The following is a 24,453-nucleotide window of genomic DNA, read 5'->3' on the forward strand; positions in this document are numbered from 1 at the left end:
CAGCACGGGCCTTCCAGCTTCCATCCGCGCCCATCAAGGCTCCCGCCTATGAACCGCATCGTCCCGCTGATCCTCGCCGTCGCTCTCTTCATGGAACAGATGGACTCCACCGTGATCTCGACGGCGCTGCCGGCGATCGCCGCAGACCTCCATGTCGGGCCGATCACGCTGAAGCTGGCGCTGACCTCCTACATGGTGGCGCTTGCGGTGTTCATTCCGGTCAGCGGCTGGATGGCCGACAGGTTCGGCGCCAAGAAGATCTTTCGCCTCGCCATCTCCGTCTTCGTCATCGGCTCGATCTTCTGCGCCATCTCCTCCAACCTCGTCGAATTCGTCTTTGCCCGCTTCCTGCAGGGCATGGGCGGCGCGATGATGACGCCGGTCGGCCGTCTCGTGCTGGTGCGCACGACGCAGCGAAGCGATCTGGTCTCGGCCATGGCGCTGCTCACCATCCCGGCTCTTGTCGGCCCGCTCACCGGCCCGCCGCTCGGCGGCTTCATCACCACCTATTTCAGCTGGCACTGGATCTTCCTGATCAACGTGCCGGTCGGCATCATCGGCATCTGGCTGGCGACGATCTTCCTGCCGGAGGTGGAGGCGACAGCCCCGCCCAAGCTCGATTTCACCGGTTTCGTGCTCACCTCGCTTTCGGCCGCGGGCGTCGTCTTCGGCCTGTCGGTGGTCAGCCTGCCGGCCCTGCCGCCGATCATCGGCGTTGCCGCCACCGGCATCGGCCTCCTCTGCGGCTTCCTCTATATCAGCCATGCGAAGCGCCACCCGGCGCCGATCCTCAACCTCGGCCTGTTCAAGAACCCGACATTCCGGGTTTCGACCACGGGGGCAACCTCTTTCGCATCTGCGTCGGCGCCATGCCGTTCCTGACGCCGCTGATGCTGCAGCTCGGTTTCGGTCTGACGCCGTTCCAATCCGGCCTTATCACCTTTGCCGGCGCGATCGGCGCGATCACCACCAAGTTCATGGCAAAGCGCGTCTTCGCAGCCATAGGCTTCCGCACGACGCTGCTCGGCGCCGCCATGGTGACGACTGTCGTCACCGTCATTACCGGCCTGTTCACACCAGCAACGCCGCATCTCGTCATCATCGGCGTGCTGCTCATCGGCGGCTTCTCCCGCTCCTTCATGTTCACCGGCGTCAATGCGCTGGCCTTTGCCGATATCGACGATGCGCAAGCGAGCCAAGCGACCTCGATGAGCTCGGTGATGCAGCAGATCAGCCTGGCGCTCGGCGTCGCGGTCGCGGCCGCGATCCTGGAAAGCTCGATCTATATCAGGGGCGAGGCGCTGCAGGTGGCCGATTTCCACCTTGCCTTCTACATCATCGCCGGACTGACGGTGATTGCGACCATCCCCTTCATCAGGATGGACCGCAACGCCGGCGCGCTGGTTTCTGGTCACCGCTCAAGGCGCCTGACGGGACCGATCGAGGCCGAGCAGCAGGCGGTGAAATAAGCCTTCTATTCGGGGCTCTCGCAGACGGCAGAGAGCTTGTTGCCGTCGAGATCGCGGACATAGGCGGCATAAAAATGGGCATGGTAGGGGCGCAGACCCGGCCCGCCTTCATCGGCGGCGCCTGCCGCGATCGCCGCCGCGTGAAAGGCATCGACCGCCGCCCGCGTTTCGGCCGTGAACGCGACCATGGCGCCGTTGCCCGCAGTCGCCCGGCGGCGATTGAAGGGCGTTACCACCCAGAAGCGGCAGCGCGTATCGCCCACGGCGGAATAGCCGATCTCCTCCTGCGAATAATGCTGGCGGCGATAGCCGAGCACGGGCAGAACGGCATCGTAAAAATGCCCTGCGCGGTCTAGGTCGTTGGTTCCGAGCGTGACGTAAAGAAGCATGGGATCAACAGTTAAAATCCTGGCAGCGCGGGGCGTCCTTCCAGACGCGCAAAGGACGCGGTAACGCTTTAACGCATCATCTGTCAGGACCGGTCTGAAGATCAAGCTTTCTCTACTTCGCCTTCGGCCTTACGTTCCCTGAAGCCCCTGGCCAACCGCCCATGTGCAAGACCGTCAGCTAGAAACAACGGGCGCAAAGCGTATGTTGCCCCGATCCGTGCAGATCAGGGCGACCATATAGGCGAAGATTGGATCCAGAGCCTTCTGGTTAAACATGATGCCAAAGCTGCCGGTTATGACGTAGCTGCTGAAGAGCAGAAGAGCGAGCGCAATCGCCAGATCGCGGCCCGGCCCGGCTTCCTTTCTCCATGCGCCGATCACCGGTGTGAGCAGCATCAGCGAAAGTGCCGCGATACCGAAAACGCCGGCATCGATCCCCGCGGTCAGAAAACCGTTGTGGACATGCGTGAAGGACAGTTGCGGCCTTATGTTATCGGGCAACTCCGCCAGAACTGAAGCCATCCGGTTTTGCGGGCCGTAACCAGTCAACGGGTCCTTACTGATTGCCGATAGTGCACCATTGTACAAGGCTAAGCGCGCACTGAGCGAGGTGATCTCACGGTCGGTGCGTTCCAGCGATGTCAGATCCCCTTGCAGCGCCTGAATGCGATGAAGTACCGGGCCGCTACCTAAGGCAACAAGGCCCACAAACAGCAAGGAGCCGGTAATGGCGAGGCTGCGCAGGCTCAGATGGAAGCCGCGTTTGCGAAAAAACCAGAGGAAGATGACGATATGAACGGGAATGACCAGCCAAGCCGAGCGCGTTCCCGACAGCAGAACGCAACCGAGACCCGCGGCATATCCCAGAATCGCGATCCTTTGCTCCACGCTTTTGGGAGATTGAAGGTTGAGGAGCGCAACGCCGCCGAAGAGAATGCCTATGATCCCCAGCAGTGCAGCGTTCGTAGTCCCGCCCTCCGCCCGGTCCATAAGAAACGCGATCTGCAGGAGACTGAGCAGAAAAGTTGCGATCATGCCAATCCCTGCGCCGAGGATGAAGAGCGGCACGAGACGGCCATCGGGCGATTGGCGCATCCGCGGCAATACCAGCCAGATCGAAAAGAAGGGCAGAAGCCGGAGTATCCATTGCGATTCTTCGGAGTAAGGTGGATTTATGAATATGCTCGCGATCATCACCACCGGGTAAATCGACATACCGATGGCAACCAGCTGGTCGGATCTCGACAGCTTCAAGGCAAGGCGGCCTGTCGCCAGAGAATAGGCGCCCCACAGCATCGAAGTGAGGAGGATGAAGGAGTTAAAGTTCGGCGAAAGGCCTGGAAGGATTGCAAAGAGAAAGACAGCAATGCCGTTGTTTCGGTCGTGTGCGCTTATAGCCCCATTCCCAGGATAAAGCACTTCTATCATGAGTTGTTTGAAATATTTCATTTTACCGGCCTGACCCTATCGGTGCTGTCTCGCTAGGGATCGTGAAGTCGGCTGTCAAGCCGGGATGAGGGCGCAATCCATAACCTTATTCAATGCGGTATTCAGACAACAGCATTCCGAATCGCCATAATCCAATTTCAACAATGATCAACGACGCGGCCGAAGGATCAAGTTGATCAGCAGAAAACACGGCTGAGGTGCAGGCTGATTTGATCTCCGATCGGTATTGTTTGCATGCGAGACACCGTTGTTCGAGCGCGGTTAGCAGCTATCCTCGCCTCGAACTATGGACACGATCGAATGCGACGCTAGGGCAGGCCTATGTCCCCACGTAGACCGACTTGAGATCATCCGGAGCTAGTTAGAATCCCCGTCATCGAACAAGAGTTGCCCGAAGATCAAGTTTGCTGTTCAGCTTCGGCCTTGCGCCCTTTGAAGCCCTTGGCCAGCAGGAACATTTCGACCGATTCGGCGCGCGACGAGTTGGGCTTGACATGGACGACCTGGCGGAAATTCTGCTTCAGCATGGCGAGCAGATCACGCTCGGTGCCGCCCTGGAAGGTCTTGGTGAGGAAATGCCCGCCCTCCCCCAGCACCTCGATGGCGAAATGGGCTGCCACTTCGCACAGATGCATGGTGCGCAGATGATCGGTGCGGTGGTGGCCGGTAGTCGGCGCTGCCATGTCTGATATAACGAGATCAGGCGTGCCGCCTACCGCGTCCAGCAGCTTTTCCGGCGCACTGGGATCGAGGAAATCAAGCTGCAGGATTTTCACGCCGGGAAGCTGGGCCATTTCGAGGAAATCGATCGCCGCCACCCGGACATCCTCATCCGTCGAGCCGGTGACCTTGGAGGCGATTTGCGACCAGCTGCCGGGCGCAGCCCCCAGGTCGATGATCCGCCGGGCGCCGCGCAGGATGTGATATTTTTCGTCGATCTCCAACAGCTTGAAGGCGGCGCGGGCGCGATAGCCTTCGAGCTGGGCGCGCTGCACGTAGGGATCGTTGATGTGGCGCTGCAGCCATTGGCGGGAGGACGCCTTCATCTTCTTGTTCTTGACGCGCTGGCCGAGCTTGCGGCCGGTGCGATTTCCCGCGATCGGTGCCTTGGTCATGCCCTTCCCCTCATTTCGCGCGCTGGCCGCGGCGATTACGATTGCGCCGCCACACGCCGTCATCGGCCATCATGTCGGTGAGCAGGCCCTCCCTCAAGCCGCGATCGGCAACGCGCATACGCGGGCTCGGCCAGCGGCGGCGGATCGCCTCGAGAATGGCGCAGCCGGCGAGCACCAGATCGGCCCGATCCGGTCCGATGCAGGGATTGGCCGCACGGCTGTCGAAATCCCAGGAGAGAAGTTTTGCCTGCATGGCGGAGACCTCGTCATCCGACAGCCAGATGCCATCGACCTTGCGCCGGTCATAACGCGGCAGGTCGAGATGGACGCCGGCAAGCGTCGTCACCGTGCCCGACGTGCCGATAAGGTGGAAATCGCCGGTCTGGACAATTTCGATCTCGGGGCAATCGAAGCTCCCGAGCATGCCTTCGACCTCGCGCACCATGCCTTCGAAAAGCTCCGGCGTGACATCGCGCCCGCCGTGACGCTCCGACAGCGTCACGACGCCGACCGGCAGCGACGTCCAATGGGTGATGTGATTGGCGAGCCGGCTGAAGCGATTGTCGCCGATCCGGATGACGGCGATCTCCGACGAGCCGCCGCCGATATCGAAGAGCACGACGGAGCGTGTCTCGCGGCTGACCAGCGAAGAGCAGCCGGAGACGGCAAGCCGCGCCTCGGTCTCCCGATCGATGATTTCAAGCTCGAGGCCGGTTTCGGCAACTACTCGCCCAAGGAATTCCTCGCCATTGACCGCCTGGCGGCAGGCTTCGGTCGCGATCAGCCGCATGCGGCGGATCTCCCGATTCCGGAGCTTGGAGGCGCAGACCCTCAGCGCCTCGATCGCCCTTTCCATCGCCTCGTCGGACAGACGGCCGCTCGCCGCAAGACCTTCGCCGAGGCGGACGATGCGGGAAAAGGCATCGACGACGCGGAACTGGCCCGGACGGGTCGGCTGGGCAATGAGCAGACGGCAATTGTTGGTGCCGAGATCGAGGGCGGCATAAAGCTCTTCCGGCCAGGCATGCTCGGGCGCCTGGCGATCCCCCTGGTACGCGTGGCTCTCCGGGCGGCCCTTGCGGCCGGCGCCGTTCTGCATCTCGCGCGGCACGGCGGCACGCGCCGTCTCTTCCGCCCGGTTTTCCTGCGGCTGGATATGGGAAGGCTTTGCCGATGTCAGCGGCCGCCCCTGCAGGCCACGCTTGCCGCGATGCTTGCGGCGGTTGCGCCGGCTCGACGGCGAATCGCCGCCGTCCCGGGCGGCATTGGCTGCGACGCCCGTCTGTTCCATCGGCTGGGGTTGAGGTGCGCCCTCCTGCGAAGCGCCATGGCCGCCGCGACGGCGCCTCTTTCGCTTGCGGGCCGGATGTCCAGCGGCATCTTCCATTGGGCGCGCTGGCTGCCCGGCATTGCCGGAGAGCTCATGCGAAGCGGGATGAGCGGCGCTGCGGGTTTGCCCGCCGCGCTTGCCCTTGCGACGCCTGGACTTCTTGCCGTCCTTGCGCCCTGCCGCCGACGCCCCGTCAAATTGCGGCTTCACGCCGCCTTCGGGGTCTTCCACGTTGTTTTTCCACCGCGCCGCGCAACTCCCTGAGGTATGCAGCAGGCGCTCATTCGATTTTTGCGTTGCCGCAAGAATATCAGCGCCCGCCAAAATCACCAAATTCTTTTTTGGCAGAGGGATTTGCGGAATAGTTTCAGCCCCGGCGAAGACGGCCGATTTTTTTCAAAACAGGTATTTGCAATCCGCGGGCTTTTGTTTATAAGCGCCGCACACCAGCCGAACCGCCTGCCGGTTCGCCTGCTGGGGAATAGTTCAATGGTAGAACAGCGGACTCTGACTCCGTCGATCTTGGTTCGAATCCAGGTTCCCCAGCCAAAGCTTCATCATCATTGAATTTCAACGCCTTATGAAGACTGCGCCTGAGGCAACCGGAACAGTTTCCCGCATCATCTTTTCGGATCACGTCCGAGATAGTCTCGACGAAGTTCATCCATTGCGGCGCTCTGTTAGCGTGAAGCCCTAGCTGATGCCTATGTCGCTGGTGAATGGGATTAGCGCGGACCTGTCCAGCCCACTAAAACTGACGGATCTTCTGCCACGATGTCGGCGTTGCGCGTCTTGTGGCGGGCGTCCAATGTATGAAGGCGCTGTGCCCCCGCCCACTCGATCAGGGCGTCCGGAGCATTCAGCGCCCGCAATCTGGTGGCTACGTAGTCCCAAGTCTTGAATAGCCGCGGCGGCTCCCGCTCGAGAACGAGCCGCAGAGCGTCAAAGAATGTGGCGACCATTTCTTCCGATGAGGGTCCCTCGTCGAGCTCGTCGTCGCCGTTCTCGGCGACATCTTCGACGAGATCGACATCGATGCTCGTGAGCACCTTGATTATCTCGGAAATGTTCGCGACAGTTTCGTAGGCTTTCAGGTCGCCGGTCAAGCTCTTCAGCAGTCGCGTCCCATGCGGACCCTTTCCAAGCCACAGCCGAACATCGCCAAGATGGTCCAGAAACATGGGCGCAGCCGCGGAGATCTTGGTGACCCACTCATCGATGAGACCAGCCGGTACGCCCCGATCAAGCAGGCGATTCCCCAAGCAGCCGCATAAGCTGCCCATTGCAACGCACCGTATCTCCATCAACTGCTGTCAACGAGGCGCAGTCGATCACTCCAGCAATCATTTCGTGTTGCTCCAGCTCTTGATTTCGTCCCAGAGGCACAACGCTGGGTGGACCACCGGCGCGTCGGACGGTCTCCTGCGTGTTTGCGACGTTGCACACTTTTCCATATCCTACTTGTTATTCATCAAGTATCTATCCATCGTCCCGTCCTGCGTTCCATTTTTATGGTGCTCCGTATGGTCTTCCTCTCAGCAGATAATCTCTGCCGCCATATAAAACATGTGAGATTGGGAATTGAATAAACTAAATATACTTAGAATATCAATAACAACAATTTCCATAATATATTTCATGTCTTTCTACTTATTGCTTAGGCCGATATTATACTTCAAAAGTGCATATGAAGAAATTTATACAGCTCTTCTATTTCGTGGGCCACTTCTTGCAATGCTAATGGCGTGTCCGCACGTTTATTTGATGATGATATTGACGGCATGCTTGCATTTCTCGAAAGCGGGTCCTGACGCAGTGACGCCGCTAATGCGGATATGGGTAGCAATATTTCTGCTCGGTTCTGCATGGACTACGCTTTTCATCTATATGATCAACAACGGCTAATCCTGCGTCCCCATCTAATCGGCCTCGATCTTTCGTCTCAGCGCCTGTTTCTGCTCATAGCTTTTGTACGGGAAATGCTCCCAGCACCACCAGCGGACGGGATTAGCCTTGGACGGGCTATGACCGAAGCCTCCCCACTCTCGGCAGCCTTCCTCCTCGCAATTGTGCTCAAAGTGCACAGTCGAGCCGGGCGCGGTTGAATGGTTTGTGATGCTCATTGGATCAAATCAAAGCGAGTTGCGGGTCAGCTACGGTCATGGCTCTGCGGCCGCAGCAGGACGATCCTGTCATCTGCCAATGGCCGTTGCAGCCGGCTTGCCTCTTCCCAGGGCGCAGTGAGCCACGTTTCGATCTCTTCCTGGCCGCCGAGGATGACAGGCATCGCCTTTTGATGGATCGGAGCCACGATGGCGTTGGGCTCTGTGGTGAGGAAGCCGAACAGGTCGGTCGTGATCAGTCCTTCCTTGATCTTCCGCACGCTCGTCCACTGCGGGACCCACAACCCCGCGAAACACATTAGCGACTCGTCCGGCGCGCCAAACCATGCGTTCGGCGTCCTGCCGCCGTCTGGTTTGTTCGCGGGGTCAGGTTCGGCAAACCGGGTGAACGGCACGACGCAACGGTTCTCGACGCCAAGCCAGCGTTTCCAATGTTTCCTGCTGACATTGCGGAGGTTCGTCGTGCCACCATCCGGCTCCATCTTCAGGAGCTCGTCGAAGTTGACCGGCTTTCCCTTCTTGCGCAGCCCGCCAGCGCGTTTGGTCGCTGCATCGAAAAGAGCCTTCGAAGAGCTTGGCAATCCCCAGCGGACGTTGGCGAGTTCTCGCCCGGCGGGAGTGTTGCGGACAATCGGCGCCATTCGGTCGGGCCAGATCTCTTACTGCGGCTCCATGTTGCCGGTGCTGTCGATCATCGCCCGCGTGATCGCTCGGATGGCCTGCTGGTTGCTCATCATCCTGTATAAATTGCACACATCACCCTCCCTTGGCGTCCGCACGCCTTTCCTGCTCACTTCGTCCGTATCGATGAATTGACCGTTCCAGCGGTCCCTGAATTGCGTCGCAGCTTCGCGACTTCCGAAACAGAAAACAAGATACTGATCCCATTCGACCGAAGCGGAATAGGACTTGGAAGACTGGTCTATGGCAAGCGCGGAGCTGATTATCTCGCCTCGTTGGCGGAAGTGGTGAGCAGGCTCGCCGGAATTATAGTTGCCCCAAAAGATAATCACGTGATGGGGCAGGAGGGCGTTCAAGCGCCAGCGGGCGAGGGGATTATCTCTTCGGTCGGCCATCTTACAGCACCCCATCTTCCCATATCGGCTTTTTCACTGTGTTGATCTTGACCAGGCGGCGCACCTCGAGCTTGCCGTATTCCGAGCCCCAAAGCTGAACCACCTTGAGCACCACATAGTCTGCCCGATCGCAGCGCTGGCAATGGAACCGGCTTGGCAGCCGATCGAGGCTGACATTCGTCGTCAGTTTCAGAAGATCCCGCGGGAAATAGCGGTAGGTGGTTCTGCAGAATTGGCAGGTGACTTCCAGCAACTGCCCGGCCTCGTCCGCATCACTCAGTCTCCAGCCGCGCAACTTCTTGGAATAGTTCATTTCTGGCATTGTCAGTCTCGGTCGTAGGTCGGCCGCCAACCGCGCGCCATGCCCCTGCTCATGGCGCCTTCCGCCAATGCTAGCTGTTGGCGCAGATGGCGGAGGTCGGCAAGCAGGGTGCATATAGCCGCCTGCATGTCGCCCCTGTGATAGGCGATGACCTCTGCCAACTCGTCGTCTGTCGCGGTTGGGTTTCTCTCTGGCGTGACAGCAGCGCTCACGGGATGATGCCGCCATTCTGAGGTGTTTGCAGAAGCTGGATATCGCGTCCTCGACGCCGCGAGCATGGGGGAATTTGAATGGCCGGGTAGTTTCGTCTGCAAAAATCGGCTCACCCGTTTCGGCATCGACCTTAGCTATATGCGTGGTCACAAAGATACCGCAGGCGTCGCCGGCGATCTCGTCGATTGCCATCTGAACATTTCCCAAAGTGGCGTCGCTTGGCACGTCAATAAGACGGGTCGTGAAAAACTTGACGTTCCGGCTTGCGCGAAAGCCTCGTCAAGGCTGTGGCAGGCAAGGCGAGGCGCCTTTCCGTCTCGACGGCCATCCTGGATGGCGAGGCCGTCGTGCTTGACGCGCAGGGCCGGTCTGACTTTGGCGGGCTTCAGCAATCACTCGGCGGCCGCGGCGGCAAGAGGATGTCGCGGGAAGCAGTGTTGATGACATTCGACCTTCTGTATTTCGACGGCCGCGATCTTACAGGAACGGAACTCACTGCACGGCGTCATCTGCTCGAGAGACTGGTGCCCGCCGGCGGCGAGGATGCCATTCGATTATCGGAGGAGATTGAGGCGGATGGCGATATGCTCCTGCGAATCGCGTGCGAGCATGGGCTGGAAGGCATCGTTGCCAAAGACCGGAACAGCACCTATCGCAGCGGCCGGCCCGGCGACTGGGTAAAGATCAAATGCATCCAGAGCGATGGGTTCATCATCGTCGGGTATGAGAAATCGACGACATCATTTGGGGGAATCGGACGTCTGCTCCTCGCGGCGCGCAAGGCCAACGAGCTCGTCTATGTCGGGGGAGTGGGAATCGGCTTCAATGAACGTTCCGCGGGTGAGATCCGGGAGCAGATGGACCAGCTCCTCATCGGCAAGCCGGCTGTCGACACAGGACGGAAGCGAAATGCGGTCTTTGTCCGTCCGGAGCTGGTTGCTGAAATCGAATATCGAACCTGGACACATGACAGAAAGCTGCGACATGCGTCATATAAGGGGCTGCGCGATCGGGCGGACAGTGCGGCGGTTTATGAGATGATATAGCGAAGTAAAATCAATTTTTTGACCGCTTGGCGGCCTTCACGCCGCCAAGGTAGTTCGATATGTCTGCACCCGGCTAGGAAACGCGGACAACTTCGTTTGAAAGAAGGAGCAGAAAACTCTGATCATCTAGGCGCTCAGCCACGTCGCCGTCCTCCGTAACATAGTCCACTCGTGGACTTGCTGAGAACCGGGGTGCCCGCATTTGTTCAATCACAGTATAATTGCGGCCTGCCGCGCTAGAACAGTGGAACCGCTGAGTCTCAACGTAATTTGCCATGTTCATCACTCGGAACGATTTTACCTTCCGGATATTTTGGCAATTGTACCGCAGAGTTAAGAAGAGTGGCGTCCTGTCCGGCACGAATTGGTCATGAGCAGCGGGGCGCAGATTTGACTCGTTTTCAGAAATCGAAACTCTTGTCATCCTTGTAGGATCGACGGAACTCTTCTTCCCATGGATCGTAGAACTTGATCGCTTTGGGAGGCGGGGGCCGCTTTTCCGGTTCGTCGTTCTTGTCTTTTGATTTCACTCATGGCGTCACCTCTTATTGGCGCCCTTTTACTCACCCGACGCACATGCGTCGACCTCCGCTTGAACACGTTTTGTGGACATCGTCAGGATGGCGTGATTGGAGTGGAAGGGTAACCTACCTGTTGCTTTTTACGAAGGTCCCAACGGCAGCGCCAAAAGCGGCACCAAAAGCAACTGAAATTGGTGTATCATCAAATATCATTTGACCAGCGACCGCGCCCAATCCAAATCCGATCGCGGCACCCAGAGCCACCGACCAAACCTTTGTCAGCCGCCTCATCCCTCCGCGAATTCCTTGTCGGCGCTATCCTCTGCCAAGGCTATGGCGTGCTCCGAAAGAATGGCAGCCACGTTGTCGAGAAGCATCGTCGTTTCGGGGTCGCTTTCGAAAAGCTGTTCCTGTTTATCCTTCAGCTTGCCGATATAGAAGTTGTGGATATGCAGTGAACCAGTCATCTGCGCGAGGCTTGGCATGCTGATGCTTCGTTCAGAAGGTGGGGAGGTTCGCCAGCATAACGCCGCGGCTCAGGCATTCCCGTCGATATCTCCATCTTCGTCCAGGCTATGCACCGGCAGATAGGTGTTCTTCTCCAACCACTCGCGGACGATATATCTGATCGTGTCGTTGCGCGTCATGCCGAACTCGCCGGCAAGGTCGCGCAAAACTTCCTCAACATCGTCGTCCATTGAAAGGGCGCCGGCATTGCGCAACCGCAGGGCTGCGCGCCGCAGCATGATTTGCAGATCCGCTCGTGAGATATCCGCGATCCGATCGGCGGCGTCTTCGAGGAGGGTAGCGGTGTCTGGTGTGCTCATGGTGCCTTGTCCGGCCGTGATGCCTTATTGCAGTCGCCGCAGTCTGAAGGATGTTCGGGCACATGTTTATCGGAGGAGCGGGATAGAACCTATTGATGCAGCCACTGAGGCCGGGCAGCAAAAGACACATACAAATGAAGCGAGTCATCATCAGCCAGATTTGGTCTTCGACCTGTTTGATTCCCTGGCACCTTTGCTCTCCTCGCAAAGGCCAAAAGTGTAACCCATGTCTCCAGTATGAACTATCACCCTTCTCTCGGGAAGGACATGAAGGCCCTAATTACCTGATTTTCCTGTGCCGGATATCGGTATCATTGGCGACCTGATGCCCAGAACTACAGCCAAAGGCGATGCCCACGCCGATCGAGTGCGATGGACAAGTCCTCAGGGAAAGACAGAGCACTCATCATGGCCGTGCCACGAGGTCGAGAATCTCATTCGCCGCCGAAATGGCCATCAACGCCCTTCCGGATTTCACAGACTTTGCAAAATACCTCCGCTCATTTGGCGGATCACCTCACGCCTCTATAAATGGGAACCACAATCTCCGATCGCTGCATGATGCCGCCGGAGATGAAGAAGCTTAAGCGCTAGAGGATAGGAATGCGCGTCCAAAGAAGACCGTCGCTGATCTGACGCTGGACCGCGATGTTGCAGGATGTCATTCGGCGAAAGCTCTAAGGCCTGCTCGCAAGCGGGAGATGGTGAAGGGCATGTGCCGAGACTGGGCGATCTCGATACGCCGTGCCTGCGGGGCGCTGAACTTCGACCGTTCAACCTACCACTACGCCTCCCGCCGAGCCGATCGGGCCGGCCTCGAACGTCGCATACGCGAGATTTGCGAAACCCTTGTCCGCCACGGCTATCGTCGATTGCACGTCCTGCTTGAACGCGAGGGTTGGGGCACCAAAATCAAGGCAGTTTATTTACAGGGACTTGGGCCTGGAATTGCGCAACAAGACGCCAAAGCGCCGCGTTAAAGCGAACCTGCGGGAGGGTGTCCTCAAATAGAATGGGACCCGATGATGTTTACGCGATGGACTTCGTCCATGACCAACTCGTCATTGGCAAGAAACTGCGGTGAGTCGTGGCGTTGGGTTCTCTGGAGCTTGAACTGAACCGGGTCATCTCGATCGACAAGCCGGGGAAGATCGTTGTTGTAAAGTGTCGGTCGCTTATTGCGCCGCCTTTGTCTTCGGTCTTTCGTCACCCTGCCAGAGCGGCAGGCCGACTTCTTCCGAGACCTGCGGATCGGCTGTGTAGATGGGATAGCCTTGCCTGAGCAGCCTTATCAGGATTTCCCGGTCGAAACGGGTATGTTTACGGGTCAGATTGGCGCTGTTGTATATGTGGCCGTTCGAATGAGGATTTATGCCGGTTATGATGACCGCGTCGGCGCCGTTGTATAATGCAAACAACACTGCGATCATTCCGTTCGAACACTTCGTTTCGGCGTCGAGTTCAAGGTTCACTAGTCCGCTGGCTTTGTGCATCAACGCTATGCGCTGATAGCGGCCCACGATATGGAGATCCCGGTAGGAATAGTTGAACGAGTTCAGATTGTTTTTCACGCGCGCCTGGCGTTTCTGACCCCGCCGCCAGGTGAGAACATAGAGAGCGCCGGTGCGGTGCCCGGTTAGAACGCGCCTTGTTTCCACGGCTGCCGTATTGCCGCCTTGGAGTTCGTTGAAGCCCATCAGAGTGATGTCCGGCGCATCGATGCCCCAGGCGTGGACGGCTATTTGCGAGGCGTTCACCGAAATGATGCGATATGTCTCATCGAAGCCGACGGGCTTGTGGGAAACGGGTGCCGATCCGACGACCACGACAGGGCCGGCAAGTGGTACACTGGTTTTCGGCGGCTTTGGCCTGGTCACGGTATATCTGATGCGCCGGTAGATGATTTTATGCATCTGAGCGAGCAAATTTGGCATTCGAAGTATCACTCCAGCTGATGCTTAGCCTGAAATCTCAAAACAAGGGGTGAAACGGGGCGAGAATCTGAGATGCGTTTGTAACAAAGGGTTATCAGATTGCAAGGCTGGGTCTGATGCACCATATTGCATGTCTACGCAGCTCGAATTTGAAGGATTCGACGACCACAAAGTTGTGCCTGGTTTAGGTGCGCACCTGCAGCCTGGACGGCACGATAGGCTTGGTCCTTATGGCTGCCGAGATTGTCGAGGATGACAATGTCGCCCTCGGCGAGCGTAGGGACGAGGATCCTCTCGATATAGAGGGTTAAGAGCTCACCGTTGATCGGCGCATCGATGAACCAAGGGGCATCGATGCGGTCGCAGCGCAAGGCGGCAATGAAGGTCAGGGGTTTCAATGCCATGCGGGACCGCCGCACATAGACGTCGGCCCAGTCCCCACCCGGGCGCCATGTTCGTCTTGATCCAGGCCTCATCGAGAAAGACCAGCCGCCGCGCCTCGGGCGAGCCCCCATACCGCAGACATCGATGTGGAATAGCAAAAAGCAGATTTTCACGGACCTGACTTCAGACCGCCGGATCGGCTCCATTTTCGGATTGCAGGAACCAGGCATAAGTGGCTCTGATGCCGTCCTCGAGCGAAATGTGCGGTTCCCAGCCCATGTCCTGCAGCTTCTTGTTGCTCATCAGTTTTCGCGGCGTGCCGTCCGGCTTGGAAAGATCATGGATGATCTCACCCTCATAACCGACAACGCGGCAGACCAGACGCGTCAACTCGATTATTTCGAGATCCGTGCCCGAGCCGACATTGACGTGCTGCGAGCCCGAATAGGTTTTGAGCAGAAACACCAGGGCGTCGGCGCAGTCGTCGACGTGAAGAAACTCGCGGCGCGGGGTTCCTGTGCCCCAGACTACCATTTGCGGGTCACTACGCTGTTTCGCAGCATGCGCCTTACGGATTAGCGCGGGCAGCACATGGCTGGAATTCAGGTCGAAATTATCGCCGGGCCCGTACAGGTTGGTCGGCATGGCCGAAATGTAGTCCCGGCCATATTGCTTGCGATAGGATTCCGCGAGCTTGATACCTGCGATCTTGGCAATCGCGTACCATTCGTTGGTCGGCTCAAGCGGACCGGTCAACAGAGCCTCTTCGGGAATCGGCTGTGGAGCGAGCTTCGGATAGATGCAGCTCGAGCCCAGGAAAAGAAGCCGGTCCACTCCCGCCCGGTGGGCGGCTTCGAAGATGTTGGCTTCGATAATCAGATTTTCGTAGATGAATTCTGCGGGATAGCTGTCATTCGCGAGGATGCCGCCAACTTTAGCAGCGGCGAGAATGATCGCGTCAGGCCGGGTTGCGTCAACAAATTTTTCGACCTCGTCCTGGCGCTTCAAGTCGACCTCGGCGCGCGTGGCCGTGACAACGCTGCAATCTTCGGATTGAAGCCTGCGCACAAGAGCACTGCCGACCATACCACGATGACCGGCAACCCAAATCTTCTTGTTGGATAAGTCGAACACTCAGCCCCCTTTTCGCCTGCCTTGAGCCTTCCAGTGCTTGATATCCTCGCGCACCATCTCAGCGGCGAGTTCGCGAACCGGCGTCTTGTGGTGCCAGCCCAGGTTCTGACGTGCTTTGGTCGGATCGCCAAGCAGAAGATCGACTTCCGTCGGGCGGAAATACCGAGGATCGATTTCCACTATGCACGCACCGGAGGCGGTGTCATAACCCTTTTCGTCGACGCCGGACCCCTTCCATTCCAAGGTGATGCCGACGTCGGCAAAGGCCCACTCGACAAACTGGCGAACACGCGTCGTCTCACCGGTTGCCAATACGTAATCATCGGGATTGTCCTGCTGCAGCATGAGCCACATGCCCTCGACATATTCGCGCGCATGGCCCCAGTCACGCTGGGCGTCAAGGTTGCCGAGGTAAAGCTTGTCTTGAAGGCCGAGGCTGATGGCAGCCACCGCCATGGTGATCTTGCGCGTGACGAAAGTCTCGCCGCGAAGCGGGCTTTCATGGTTGAACAGAATGCCGTTGGACGCGTGCATGTCGTAGGCCTCGCGATAATTCACCACGATCCAGTAAGCATAGAGCTTGGCCGCGGCATAGGGAGAACGCGGATAAAATGGCGTCTTCTCGTTCTGAGGCACTTCTTGCACGAGACCGTAGAGTTCCGATGTCGATGCCTGGTAAAACCGGGTTTTTCCCTCGAGCCCCAGGATACGGATCGCCTCGAGCAGCCTCAACGTCCCGACACCATCGGCATCCGCCGTGTATTCAGGCATTTCGAAGCTGACACCCACATGGCTTTGTGCGGCCAGGTTATAGATTTCATCGGGCTGAGTCTGCTGCACGATCCGCAGGAGGTTGGTCGAGTCGATCATATCGCCATAGTGAAGGATGAAGCGCGGATGGGCTTCATGCGGATCCTGATAGATGTGCTCGATCCGGCCGGTGTTGAAAGACGATGATCGCCGCTTGATACCGTGCACCGTATAGCCTTTGCTCAGAAGCAATTCGGCCAGATAGGCACCGTCCTGACCAGTCACCCCAGTAATAAGCGCAGTTTTCGTCATCTCACATCGTCTTTCGATGCAATCTCCAGGATATCTTATGGAGACGAGCGAACGAGCGCAACCCCACATAACCGAGCCCCACCGAGCGAACTTCGCAATGTCGATCTCTGCGGTTGACGCGGCAACCAGTTGTTACTGTTATTGCGCGTCCAAACGGGTCTCAGACATCCCCGGCAGGTCTGTTGTGGTGCTGTACAATGAGTTAGTCCGCGTGGATCGGCAGCAACCGGTCCGTCTTGGGAGCGGTTATCTGGGGCCAAACTGGCGGTCTATTTTCACCCTCCGCGCTGGCAATTACAATTGACAGAACACATGAGGCAACAATGAAAGCGGCGATAATCTTGTTAGCCATACCGGATTTCTCGCTGGTGGGGTTTCCTAATACAAGATAGGAGAATTTGCAGTTCTCAAATGCAGCCGTTGCGTTTCGGATTCCTGTCACTGAAGAAAGTCAATTCAGGTGAGGGATTAACTCCCTGGAAGTTCTTGGTGAGCCTTCGTATACCAGTCGACGAAGGCCTTGACGCCGACATCCAATGCCGTATCCGGCTTGTAGCCGGTTAGTGCGACGAGCAGGTCGGGGGCAGCGAAGGTGCGCGGCACGTCGCCCTTCTGCATCGCCAGCATCTTGCGAATGGCAGGACGGCCGAGGGCTTTTTCCACCGTGTCGACGAAGTCCATCAGGCTGACTGGCTGGCCGCCGCCTATATTGACGACGCGGAAGGGCGCTTGGCGCGAAAGCGTTTCGACCGCCGCGTTGTCGAGGCGGTTTTCCTCGCCGGGCGCAATTGCCGACAACCTGACGATCGCTTCGACGAGATCATCGATATAGGTAAAATCGCGGCTCATATTGCCTTCGCCGTAGATCTCGATCGGCTGGCCCTCGAGCATGTTCTTGGCGAATTTGAACAGCGCCATATCGGGGCGGCCCCATGGGCCATAGACGGTGAAGAAGCGGAAGGCCGTGGTCGGAATCTTGTGAAGATGGGCATAGCTGTGCGCCATCAGCTCCATCGATTTCTTCGTCGCGGCGTAAATGGTCAGCGGCTCGTCGGCGCGATCGGTCTCGTGGAAGGGGACGGTTGCGTTGGCGCCATAGATCGATGATGTCGAGGCCAACATCAGATGGCTGACTTCGACCCGCCGGGCGATTTCCATGATGTTCCACGAGCCTTCGACGTTCGAATGTATATAGGCTTCGGGATTTTCCAGGCTGTAGCGCACGCCAGCCTGTGCGGCGAGGTGGACCAGGATGTCGGGCTTGGCCGCGAGGACAGCCGCCTCCAGCGACGGCCGGTCCTCAAGCATCGCGATGACCGGTTTGAACGCCGGAAACTGGGAGAGGGCCGCATGGCGCATCTCCTTGAGCTTGACGTTGTAATAGGACGTGAGGCCGTCGAAGCCGGTTACCTCATGCCCCTCCTGCAGCAGGCGCCTGGCCAGATGAAAACCGATGAAACCGGCCGTCCCTGTAATGAAGTAGCGCATTCCCACCTTTTCTTGGCCCCCTGCCTATTGTTTCGTCTCGATACAGATACCGGTTCACACTTCGAACGAGGTGAGCGGTCCGTTTCTTTGATCGTTTGCTTGCTTTTGATCGCCATCTGACATGTGTTAAGGGACTAAGCCGTAAAGATCCAACACCCTCTCGATGACTCTAGGCAGGGAATACTTTGTCGACGCAAGCTTACGTCCTTCTTCTCCAAGCGCCTCGCACTTTGCGTGGTCGAGTAAGAGCGTCCTCAGCGCGGCGGCCAAGCTCTTAATATCACGAGGTTTGACCACCAGTCCGGTTTTGCTATCCGCGACCAATTCGCGGCATCCGGGCATATCAGTGGTGACGATCGGGCGGCCGCAAGCCATGGCCTCGATGAGAACCTTAGGCACGCCTTCCCCATAATAGCTCGGCAAACAAACGATCGAAGCCTGCGCAAGCGTCTGGGGCATATCCTGACGGTGACCCCACCATTCGACGACACCTTCCGAAACCCAACGCACCAATTCGCTTTCAGCTACCGATGCGGGATTCTCGCGATCTGGTTTCCCCACCAGCACAAAGCGTGCATTCACGCCCTCGGCCCGCAATAACTTCGCCGCTTCGACGAACTCGCCTATACCCTTATCTCGGATCATCCGGGATGCAAGCATCACCACAGGGTCGATCATGGCTAACGGCGTTGGGACATAAACGTCCAAATCGACGCCGGCGCCGTGGATAAGATGGACCCTAGCCTCATCGACGGCGAATGCGTGGGTCACGACGTCGAAGTCTTCCTTGTTCTGGACAATGACAGCCGTGCCGTTCCTCTTGAGCAGGTATCGAAAGACTGAAACTATAAATTTTCTTAGGATTCTTGCCTGGAGATTTTGAGAGGAGAACACAAAACCCAAGCCACCTAGCGCATTTATTCGTCTGGAGACTCCTGTCATCATGGCGACAATGCTGCCATACATGACTGGCTTCATTGCAACATTGTGAATTACATCAGGCTTTTCGCGCGCCACAACCGAATAGAGTTCCGCGATCGCACCAAGTTCCCGAAGCGGGTTCAGGCTTGACCGGACAAGCTGCCGCAGAGGCACAACGCGAATGCCCTCTTTTTCAATTTCATCCCGATGATCCGTCACTCTCGTTGCGACAACCACCTCGCAACCTTTTGCTTTCGCGGCCACGGCCAGGGGGAGGCGATGAGAATGGAAGTACCAATCCTCGGTTACAAAGAATAGCACCTTCAAACTTATTCACTCCGAGGGGCTAAAACGATTGCCAGTTTACACATGGTCACCATCTGCGGCCCCCAGCAATTTTCCAGATGAGACGGTGAACGATCGGAAACTGATGGCCTCCCATTTGTCGAGCACCTCTTCGAGAGTCGCGCCGGCATAGGCCGCGTTGGCAGGCTTCGACAGGCGAAGGCGGAGCTCGCCGTCCTGCATGAGCTGTCGCAAGCCGGCGGCCAGGGCGATCACTTTTGTTGGCCGAGAACCCACGAGGAGACCGTTTTCTCCACTTCTGATGAGCTCGTTCGTACCAGCGCAGTCACTGAAACCGATCGCTGGCAGTCCGTGGGCCAGCGCTTCCACAGTCGCCAGGCCAAAGCTTTCATAGGCAGATGAGATCACATAGAGCTGCGCTGCGCTATATTCGGAGGAGATATCCGGCGTACTGCCAGGTATGAGCACGCGATCCGATAAGTTCAGGCGCTTTACCTCTGCCTCTATCGTCGCTCTCTCGTCGCCATCTCCGACGATTTTCAATGTCCACTCTGGAAAATCGCTGGCGATCAAGGCGAAGGCTTGTACCAGTGTCATATGATCCTTCTGCGGATGAAGTCGCCCGACTGCGAGGAGGATACGCGTCGACTCCATGCCGATGACGTCAGCCTGCCGATCAGGAGACCACCCGGTCGGATTGGGCAGCACGTCCATCTTGACGCGGATCGCGGGCGGATACAGCTGTTTCATCTGGCTTGAAACAGCTGTGAATCGCTTAACAAATGGAGCGGACAATTTGAGCAGCGTCCACTTGAGCGGCGTCCCGTTGTAGCGAGCAGGCACATTGTGCTCGCTGGCTATGATGGGCAGGCCAGATCCCATTAACGCGAAAGCGATTGGCGTGTAACTCGATGGCATGAATGCCAGAACAACATCGGGAGCCAATTCCACGATACGTCGCCGCAGCCTGATAAGCGGGAGCGGCATCAAGCCGCGGATATCTAGCGCATGTCGCTTTATCTCCAAGCTTAATGGATAAAAAGAAGATGCCGATATACCATCCAATGTCAGAACCGAGACGTCGTGGCCGCGACGGTGAAGACCGTTCGCCACTTCCGCGAAAACACGCTCAGCGCCCCCACCAAACGTGGTCACCGATTTGATGCAAAACAAAAATTTCATCAGCTTGCCGCGTGCTTCAGGACATTCTCCCAGCGATCAAAGCAGGCTGACGGCAGATACTGACGCATTGAAAGGCGTGCATTGCCGCCCATTTCGGCCCGCCGGGCATGATCGGCCATCAAGTCGCCCAATGCGTTTGCAAGGCTGTCAGGCGAACCGTTCCCCTCAGCCAGCAAACCTGTTCCGCCGTGCAGTATCAAATCGCGGACTCCTGCGCAATCGCTATAGCCTACGGAAGGCAGGCCGTGCGCAAGAGCCTCGGCCAAAGCATTCGGGAAACCTTCCCACCTAGACGGCAGGCAGAACAGATTGCATGAGACATAAACGGACGACACGTCCGAGGTCGTGCCTGTCAGAAATACGCGTCCCCGCAGGTTGGAGCTGCTATCGATCATCTCTTGGAGAGACATCCGGTCCTCCCCCTCACCGACGATTTTCAGATCCCAGTCGACAAACCGATCTGCGACGATCGAGAAGGCCTGCAGCAGAGCGTGATAGTTCTTTTGGTAGCTCAGTCGGCCGACTGAGAGCAGCGTGAAGCGGCCCTGTCGGTTTGCGGCGCCAGCGACCGCAAATTCATGAGCCTCGGAGACCGGATTGGGCGTCTCGACGATTAGTTTATGAAGAGCCTTCGGGTAGTAATCCCGATATCGGTCGAATTGCACTGTGATGCGTTTTGCGAAACGAAAGCTGAAATGTTCTTTTCGTTTACTCCACGCACTGTTGGCATGTTCATAAAGCGTAGGCGCTGTACGTTCGGCCGCGATCAGAGGGATTCCCATTCCTGCTGTATAGGACAGCATAGCCCGAAACGGGCCGCCTTGAAAACAAATGATGACGTCCGGAGAGAATTGGGAAACGGATCTGCGGATTTTCGGCACGCGCTGCAAGCGCGTCAAAACATTCGCCTTCCGGGCGGCATCGCCCGTATGTAGCTTGTACCAGCCTATTTCCGAGGCCATCGGATAAAAAGCTTCCGCATCGTCTCGGTCCCAGCTCAGAAGGGCCACTTGGTGTCCGCGACGGGCCATCTCGTTCATGATGGTCACGATCATCCTCTCAAGGCCACCAGCCATCTTATGCATGGCGCGGGCGACAAACAAAAACCTCATTGTATATACCCCTTATTCATGCGCCTCTCGTGACGAAGGCGTTTTGGCCCGGTTGCCAAAAGATGCGAGGTGGCGAGGATAGGATTCCTGGCGGCGATAATGAGGAACTGGGCAATAAACCGAACGTACTGTCGCTTGAAATGGTGATATCGCAGATTCGGCCAATGGCTGGCATAATGATATTTGCCAATGGACCGCAAATATCCCTCATGTTTTTTTGCGACTGCGATCTCGGCAGAGCGATTTGCGTCTGGCGACTTGTCGGATCCCTCGGTTGAATGCTGCAGGAATAGCTTTTCGGACGTCCCGATAAAACAGCCGCCCGCGAGCGCAAGACGAATGGCGAAATCGATATCCTCAACGCGCTTTAACGACGCGTCAAAGCCGCCAAGCTTCCGGAACAGCTCTCGCCTTGCCATCAGCGCACATGTGGGGGTGCCCGAACCGTAAAAATAATCCCGCCTCCGCCTATAAAAGAGGAGATAATCCGCGACGTCCGTTCCGCATGGGGTCGTCCCCACGGACCCGATAGCGGGAAGCGGTTTGAGATGGCCGTTGGGGTAAATCCGCTCTCCTGTGGCATAGCACGCAACCGCGCGAGATCCGTTCGACGCCTCGAACGCCTTTATCGCGGCCACCTGCAGCATTACCCGCTTGGCGGCGCTCTCGTCATCATCATCGAAGAAAACGATGAAGTCTCCCGTCGCTGCTTCGATGATGGTGTTTCTTGCCTTGGCAGCGCCCCCATTTGCGCTGTGACTGATGAGACGAATCCTGGGATCATCAGCAATCAACGATGCGACATACTCGGGCGATCCGTCTGTTGACGCATCATCGACGATGAGGATTTCAAGATCGGGCCAATCCTGCGACTGAGCGCTCCTGATAGCATTGCCGATGGTGTCGCGCGCATTGAAACAGGTGATGCCAACGGTGACGCGCTCGCTCTGGTGCATGGATATCACTTGCGATGAAACACGGAAAAACTACGGTTACTATCGAGCTGCGGCAGTGCATACCGCAGGCGGGACCACGTCAAAAATGGATGGGTTATGGCGCTTATTATCAGTTTGCGAACAAAGGCAGCCCGGTCGCCGCGTAACCACAGATACTTTGTTTTCATCCATTCCCTCGAAAACCGATAGTGGTCCTTGTTTTTGAATGCGGTCTCGTGCTTGTCAATGACTTGGAGCTTGTAATGTAGCTCCTTCTCGAGCGACTTATCAAAGCTATATGTCAACGTCTGGGTCACGAGGGGTTCCGCGATCCCAATGAAGTGACCACCCGCTCTTGCCACGCGCACGCAAAATTCCATGTCTTCGGACCTACGGAAGGTAGGATCAAATCCGCCAAGCTCTATGTAAGTCGAAGTCCTTGCCATCTGAGAGCACGTAGCGACCGCGCCGTAGCCATCCTCGACCGGCTCTCCCCATAAGAGCCGCCCGGCAACGGCCAGACCATGAGGCGCCTCCTTTTCCTGGGAGCATCCCATCGTTCGCTCTATGCGTTCAGTGCCATCGCGGGCTATCTGCCTCCTGGCTGTGTGACAGACTACCGGCACCCTTTCAGGAAACTGGCCTTCATACTCGACAATCCGCCGGTATTGCGTGGCAACTCGGACTGGATCGCTCACATCATCGTCATCGAAGAACGTTAGAAAATCGCCTCTGGCTTCTGCTATTATTCGATTTCGAGCTGCCGCTACTCCTGAATTATGAGCCTGACGGAACAGCCGAAGCTGTGGATGTTCCTTGGCGATCTGCTCTACCAACTCGAAGGTCTGATCGCTCGATCTATCATCAACCACAACGATCTCCAGTGGCTCCCAACTCTGAGCGATCGCCGAAGATATGGCCCTGGCAATATGCCTTTCGGCATTGAAGGAAGTGATGCCAATGGTGATCAACGGCGCCATTCGGTTACTGCTTTCTGAATCCAACACGTACGAGCTAGGATAGCTGGCGGCCGGCGATAGTACTAACCTTTGCCACGACGACGGTCTGGGCCTGACTGCCAGACCGCCTGCCAGTCAAAAAAGGTCGCACCATTATGTTAGTTCCGCACAACGCCATGACGAAGAGAATCGGACCAGGCAACAGCCACGCCTGGGTCTGATTGAATATTGCGTTCACTATGAAGAATATCGCAAACGCGGAACCTGACTCACCGGGCTGCGCAATCAGGTTTAGGAATCCGACAACACAAATTAGGCCGATTATGCTCATGGCTGCGATCAGAAAGTAGGGACCATAACCAGCGCCAAACTGAAGATACGGAGACTGGATAGTGCCGACCATGAGCCAGTCTTGCCGTGTAATGCCAAGCCTGTCGTTTAGCCCCCAAGGGTTCGCTTCCGTCATGAGGTCGGCTAACTTTTCTGGTGTGTTGGGGAACCTCGATCCCGGATATCCGCCGTCGAGCGTCATCCACAGTCCCGCGATGGCACCATAGACTCGGATGCGCAAGGGCCTTTTGACTTTATATTCCAAGCAATTGTCGCCTAAGCAATCAGCTCCGTTCGTGGTCTTTTGAAACCAAGGCTCATTGCTGCCAAGTTGATACGCCACCTCGTTTCCGACCGAGATCATAGTCGGCGAAACGAGGACGGAAGAATAATACACAGAAACAGCTGTCGCTATTGTGAGCGCAACCGTTGTGAAGAGACCGCGATAATTCAAGTTCGGCCGGAAATACAATAAACCAATCTGAATGATGACCAATATTATGCCAATTCTCCCCCCGAGAGGAGGATTGCGGTCGCCAAGACGCATCCCAATTTGGGGCGACGAGAAAGGAGCGACCATATGTAAGCCGCTGCCAGACACGTGGTTACGTCATCACCGAAATACCAAAAGGCTCTCTTATAGAAGTCGGAGTAAGAATAGACCTCGCCGACATCAAATAGAAAGCTGAAATGGATCAGAATCGCCACGACCACGCCGGCGAAAGCAAGCAGCCAGGGACGAAAGGTGTAAATACCGTATGCGATGACCCCGGCAAACGAAACAAGCAGCATCTGGACGGCGTTAGACTCGACTATTTGTAACATC

Annotated in this window: 25 protein-coding genes, 1 tRNA gene and 3 pseudogenes; 4 read left to right on the plus strand and 25 right to left on the minus strand. The window is 57.2% G+C overall.

Annotation, left to right across the window (positions count from 1 at the left end):
• Window positions 1-48: 48 nt before the first annotated feature.
• Window positions 49-1,469: pseudogene (locus MHI61_RS19630) on the plus strand (DHA2 family efflux MFS transporter permease subunit).
• 5 nt (window positions 1,470-1,474) lie between these two features.
• On the opposite strand, the gene MHI61_RS19635 reads toward MHI61_RS19630, so the two are convergent.
• From MHI61_RS19635 to MHI61_RS19650, 4 genes are all read right to left on the minus strand, one after another.
• Window positions 1,475-1,858 (minus strand): VOC family protein, encoded by a 384-nt coding sequence (locus MHI61_RS19635; protein ID WP_239790175.1) that lies wholly within the window; start codon window positions 1,856-1,858, stop codon window positions 1,475-1,477.
• Window positions 1,859-2,032: 174 nt separating this feature from the next.
• Entirely contained in the window at window positions 2,033-3,307 is a 1,275-nt protein-coding gene (locus MHI61_RS19640; RefSeq protein ID WP_239790176.1) for an O-antigen ligase family protein, read from the minus strand.
• Window positions 3,308-3,705: 398 nt separating this feature from the next.
• Window positions 3,706-4,422, minus strand: coding sequence for an RlmE family RNA methyltransferase (locus MHI61_RS19645; protein WP_239790177.1), 717 nt, complete (start codon window positions 4,420-4,422; stop codon window positions 3,706-3,708).
• 10 nt (window positions 4,423-4,432) lie between these two features.
• Window positions 4,433-5,983: a Ppx/GppA phosphatase family protein gene (locus MHI61_RS19650; protein ID WP_239790178.1), complete on the minus strand. Its 1,551-nt coding sequence runs from the start codon at window positions 5,981-5,983 to the stop codon at window positions 4,433-4,435.
• Between the two features lie 244 nt (window positions 5,984-6,227).
• On the opposite strand from MHI61_RS19650, the gene MHI61_RS19655 reads away from it, so the two are divergent.
• Window positions 6,228-6,301 (plus strand) — tRNA-Gln (locus MHI61_RS19655).
• Between the two features lie 176 nt (window positions 6,302-6,477).
• On the opposite strand, the gene MHI61_RS19660 is transcribed toward MHI61_RS19655, so the two are convergent.
• The 6 genes from MHI61_RS19660 to MHI61_RS19685 form a co-directional block, all read right to left on the minus strand.
• Window positions 6,478-6,933, minus strand: coding sequence for a hypothetical protein (locus MHI61_RS19660; protein ID WP_239790179.1), 456 nt, complete (start codon window positions 6,931-6,933; stop codon window positions 6,478-6,480).
• 738 nt (window positions 6,934-7,671) lie between these two features.
• Entirely contained in the window at window positions 7,672-7,875 is a 204-nt protein-coding gene (locus MHI61_RS19670) for a hypothetical protein (RefSeq protein ID WP_239790180.1), read from the minus strand.
• Between the two features lie 26 nt (window positions 7,876-7,901).
• Window positions 7,902-8,516, minus strand: coding sequence for an SOS response-associated peptidase family protein (locus MHI61_RS19675; protein WP_345774855.1), 615 nt, complete (start codon window positions 8,514-8,516; stop codon window positions 7,902-7,904).
• An 18-nt stretch (window positions 8,517-8,534) separates the two neighbouring features.
• Window positions 8,535-8,951: a hypothetical protein gene (locus MHI61_RS32810; protein WP_345774856.1), complete on the minus strand. Its 417-nt coding sequence runs from the start codon at window positions 8,949-8,951 to the stop codon at window positions 8,535-8,537.
• Window position 8,952: 1 nt separating this feature from the next.
• Window positions 8,953-9,273, minus strand: a complete 321-nt coding sequence (locus MHI61_RS19680) for a hypothetical protein (RefSeq protein WP_239790181.1) — start codon at window positions 9,271-9,273, stop codon at window positions 8,953-8,955.
• A 2-nt stretch (window positions 9,274-9,275) separates the two neighbouring features.
• Window positions 9,276-9,485, minus strand: coding sequence for a hypothetical protein (locus MHI61_RS19685; protein ID WP_239790182.1), 210 nt, complete (start codon window positions 9,483-9,485; stop codon window positions 9,276-9,278).
• Window positions 9,486-9,770: 285 nt separating this feature from the next.
• Between MHI61_RS19685 and ligD the strand changes: the two are divergent.
• Window positions 9,771-10,532, plus strand: a pseudogene (gene ligD / locus MHI61_RS19690) (non-homologous end-joining DNA ligase); the annotation flags it as partial.
• Between the two features lie 401 nt (window positions 10,533-10,933).
• Here ligD and MHI61_RS32660 read toward each other — a convergent pair.
• The 3 genes from MHI61_RS32660 to MHI61_RS19700 all read right to left on the minus strand — a co-directional run bounded on the left by MHI61_RS32660 (window position 10,934) and on the right by MHI61_RS19700 (window position 11,880).
• Window positions 10,934-11,062 (minus strand): hypothetical protein, encoded by a 129-nt coding sequence (locus MHI61_RS32660; RefSeq protein ID WP_275593075.1) that lies wholly within the window; start codon window positions 11,060-11,062, stop codon window positions 10,934-10,936.
• A 278-nt stretch (window positions 11,063-11,340) separates the two neighbouring features.
• A complete protein-coding gene (locus MHI61_RS19695; RefSeq protein ID WP_239790183.1) occupies window positions 11,341-11,538 on the minus strand; it encodes a hypothetical protein in 198 nt (65 codons plus the stop codon).
• Window positions 11,539-11,589: 51 nt separating this feature from the next.
• Window positions 11,590-11,880 (minus strand): CopG family transcriptional regulator, encoded by a 291-nt coding sequence (locus MHI61_RS19700; protein ID WP_239790184.1) that lies wholly within the window; start codon window positions 11,878-11,880, stop codon window positions 11,590-11,592.
• Window positions 11,881-12,438: 558 nt separating this feature from the next.
• On the opposite strand from MHI61_RS19700, the pseudogene MHI61_RS19705 reads away from it, so the two are divergent.
• Window positions 12,439-12,961: pseudogene (locus MHI61_RS19705) on the plus strand (IS3 family transposase); the annotation flags it as partial.
• Window positions 12,962-13,055: 94 nt separating this feature from the next.
• Here the strand turns inward: MHI61_RS19705 and MHI61_RS19710 are convergent.
• The 12 genes from MHI61_RS19710 to MHI61_RS19765 form a co-directional block, all read right to left on the minus strand.
• On the minus strand, window positions 13,056-13,814 hold the full coding sequence (locus MHI61_RS19710; RefSeq protein ID WP_345774857.1) for a membrane-anchored protein: 759 nt from the start codon (window positions 13,812-13,814) through the stop codon (window positions 13,056-13,058).
• A 134-nt stretch (window positions 13,815-13,948) separates the two neighbouring features.
• Window positions 13,949-14,428 carry a transposase gene (locus MHI61_RS32815; protein WP_345774858.1) on the minus strand — a complete coding sequence of 160 codons (480 nt, stop codon included), beginning with the start codon at window positions 14,426-14,428 and terminating at the stop codon, window positions 13,949-13,951.
• The gene (locus tag MHI61_RS19720) at window positions 14,382-15,332 is read right to left on the minus strand and encodes a GDP-L-fucose synthase (protein ID WP_239790186.1); all 951 of its coding nucleotides are present in this window, start codon (window positions 15,330-15,332) and stop codon (window positions 14,382-14,384) included. The genes MHI61_RS32815 and MHI61_RS19720 overlap by 47 nt, the downstream gene beginning before the upstream one ends.
• A complete protein-coding gene (gene gmd, locus MHI61_RS19725; RefSeq protein WP_239790187.1) occupies window positions 15,333-16,394 on the minus strand; it encodes a GDP-mannose 4,6-dehydratase in 1,062 nt (353 codons plus the stop codon).
• Window positions 16,395-16,862: 468 nt separating this feature from the next.
• Window positions 16,863-17,882, minus strand: coding sequence for an NAD-dependent epimerase/dehydratase family protein (locus MHI61_RS19730; RefSeq protein WP_239790188.1), 1,020 nt, complete (start codon window positions 17,880-17,882; stop codon window positions 16,863-16,865).
• Between the two features lie 126 nt (window positions 17,883-18,008).
• Window positions 18,009-19,124 carry a glycosyltransferase family 4 protein gene (locus MHI61_RS19735; RefSeq protein ID WP_239792881.1) on the minus strand — a complete coding sequence of 372 codons (1,116 nt, stop codon included), beginning with the start codon at window positions 19,122-19,124 and terminating at the stop codon, window positions 18,009-18,011.
• Between the two features lie 42 nt (window positions 19,125-19,166).
• Window positions 19,167-20,291 carry a glycosyltransferase family 4 protein gene (locus MHI61_RS19740; RefSeq protein WP_239790189.1) on the minus strand — a complete coding sequence of 375 codons (1,125 nt, stop codon included), beginning with the start codon at window positions 20,289-20,291 and terminating at the stop codon, window positions 19,167-19,169.
• A complete protein-coding gene (locus MHI61_RS19745) occupies window positions 20,291-21,403 on the minus strand; it encodes a glycosyltransferase (protein ID WP_239790190.1) in 1,113 nt (370 codons plus the stop codon). Before MHI61_RS19745 ends, MHI61_RS19740 begins: the two co-directional genes overlap by 1 nt.
• Window positions 21,400-22,359, minus strand: coding sequence for a glycosyltransferase (locus MHI61_RS19750; RefSeq protein ID WP_239790191.1), 960 nt, complete (start codon window positions 22,357-22,359; stop codon window positions 21,400-21,402). Before MHI61_RS19750 ends, MHI61_RS19745 begins: the two co-directional genes overlap by 4 nt.
• A gap of 5 nt (window positions 22,360-22,364) precedes the next feature.
• On the minus strand, window positions 22,365-23,318 hold the full coding sequence (locus tag MHI61_RS19755) for a glycosyltransferase family 2 protein (protein ID WP_239790192.1): 954 nt from the start codon (window positions 23,316-23,318) through the stop codon (window positions 22,365-22,367).
• Window positions 23,319-23,352: 34 nt separating this feature from the next.
• On the minus strand, window positions 23,353-24,123 hold the full coding sequence (locus MHI61_RS19760; RefSeq protein WP_239790193.1) for a hypothetical protein: 771 nt from the start codon (window positions 24,121-24,123) through the stop codon (window positions 23,353-23,355).
• A 2-nt stretch (window positions 24,124-24,125) separates the two neighbouring features.
• Window positions 24,126-24,452 (minus strand): hypothetical protein, encoded by a 327-nt coding sequence (locus tag MHI61_RS19765; RefSeq protein ID WP_239790194.1) that lies wholly within the window; start codon window positions 24,450-24,452, stop codon window positions 24,126-24,128.
• Window position 24,453 lies beyond the last annotated feature (1 nt).

The organism is Rhizobium sp. K102, assembly GCF_022385315.1.
Taxonomy (GTDB): domain Bacteria; phylum Pseudomonadota; class Alphaproteobacteria; order Rhizobiales; family Rhizobiaceae; genus Rhizobium; species Rhizobium croatiense.